This window comes from Waltera intestinalis, assembly GCF_009695995.1.
Classification (GTDB): Bacteria; Bacillota; Clostridia; order Lachnospirales; family Lachnospiraceae; genus Acetatifactor; species Acetatifactor intestinalis.
Genome location: NZ_VUMU01000033.1, coordinates 1 through 1,996, shown reverse-complemented (window position 1 = coordinate 1,996; position 1,996 = coordinate 1). Strand labels below are relative to the sequence as shown.

The 1,996-nt window shown below is 46.2% G+C and carries 2 protein-coding genes; both read left to right on the top strand.

Features of this window, described 5'->3' with window-relative positions; genetic code table 11:
- A partial coding sequence (locus tag FYJ59_RS13775; RefSeq protein WP_154498908.1) for a CD1107 family mobile element protein occupies window positions 1-455 on the top strand: 455 nt, incomplete at its 5' end.
- On the top strand, window positions 455-1,996 hold a 1,542-nt coding region (gene topB / locus FYJ59_RS13770), incomplete at its 3' end, for a DNA topoisomerase III (protein ID WP_154498905.1). The genes FYJ59_RS13775 and topB, both read left to right, overlap by 1 nt.

Sequence of the window (1,996 nt, the reverse complement as noted above, 5' to 3'; positions counted from 1 at the left end):
TGGTCTATTTCCTGACAGAGATTACGGAAAATGACTTGCTGAATACCACATCTGATAACAGCGAGACCTTACCGAAAAACTCTGCCGCATTAGAGTCTGCAATCCCGACTTCTGAAAGTGCATTGCCGAATAATAATGCAGAACAGGAAAATAAGCAGGAGGAAGCTACGGAAGATACAGAGGGAACAGAAGAAGATACAGAAAGCACCGAGGAATCGGAAGAAACAGAGGTTAAAGAGCAGGCAAATCCTATGATTTCCTATATCCTGATGGGAGGTCTTGCAGTGGCAGTAATCGGAGGTGCGTATTATTTCAAGGTAGTACGCAAAAAGAAAGAGGACTTCATCGAGGACGAAGATGAGGACGAGGAAGATAACGAAGAATATGAGAACGAAGATGAGGAATCAGAGGGAAGTTCGGATGAGGATTTCTTTGAGGAACAGGAGGAAGAATAATGCAGTTAGTGATAGCGGAAAAGCCAAGTGTGGCACAGTCAATTGCCAAGGTGCTTGGTGCAGATGAAAGAAAAGACGGATACATGGAGGGAAACAGTTCTATCGTTTCATGGTGCGTGGGGCATCTGGTTGAGTTGGCACAGCCGGATGCCTATTCTGATGCATGGAAAAAGTGGACTTACGACAGCCTGCCTATGATACCGGAGCATTGGCAGCATGAGGTCAAGAAAGACACGGTTGCACAGTTCAGGGTGTTAAAGGAGCTGATGCATGATACAAGAGTAGACAGCGTGGTATGTGCAACAGATGCAGGACGGGAAGGAGAGCTTATCTTCCGTTTGGTGTATGAACAGGCGGGATGTAGCAAACCGATGAAACGCTTATGGATTTCATCTATGGAGGAAAGTGCCATAAGGGAAGGCTTTGAGAACTTAAAGCCGGGAAGTGACTACGATCACTTATACCATTCCGCACTTTGCAGACAGGAAGCGGACTGGCTTGTGGGTATCAATGGTACAAGGCTTTTTACCGTTTTATATGGCGGCAAGGTGTTAAAGGTGGGCAGGGTACAGACACCTACCCTTGCAATGCTTGTAGAGCGTGAAGCAAAGATTATGAATTTCAAGAAAGAGCAGTATTTTATGGCTCATATCCTCTGCGGCGGAGTGGATGCGGTCACAGAGAGGATTGACAGTAAAACAGAAGCAGAAAATGTTGCAGGAGCTTGTCTGAACGGACAGGCTCTTGTTACGTCTGTGACAAAGGAAGAAAAGACGGTGGCACCGCCGAAGCTCTATGACCTTACCACGCTTCAGAGGGATGCCAACCGCTTATTCGGGTTTACTGCAAAACAGACTTTGGAGTACACCCAGAGTCTTTATGAAAAGAAGCTGTGTACCTATCCGAGAACGGACAGCCAGTATCTGTCTGACGATATGGAGCAGACTGCCGGAAACGTAATCAAAGCGATTTTCAGTTCCATTCTGTTTGAGGAAAATATGATGTTTAATCCGGATATTAAGCGTGTTTTAAACAGTAAAAAGGTCACAGACCACCATGCAATTATCCCTACCATGGAGATTGCAAAAGCTGACCTTGCAGCCCTGCCGGAAACGGAGCGAAAGATTTTATCCCTTGTGGCCAACAGACTGCTGTGTGCTACGGGGGAGAAACATCTTTATGAAACGGTTAAGGCAGAACTTTCCTGTGGCGGTTACACCTTTGCTGCTTCCGGCAAGTCGGTCTTAAAAAACGGATGGAAAGATTTTGAAGATGCTTTTAAGCGTTCTTTTAAGACAACGGAAGATAAAGAGCAGGAGGAGAAGAAACTGCCGGAGCTTTCAAAGGGGCAGACCTTTGACGGGGTACAGACAAAGATCAGTGAGCATTACACAAATCCCCCAAAACACTTTACGGAAGATTCCCTTTTGTCTGCAATGGAGCGAGCCGGAAACGAGGACATGAGTGACGATGTGGAGCGTAAGGGACTTGGTACACCTGCCACCAGAGCAGACATTATAGAGAAGTTAGTTAAGGACGGT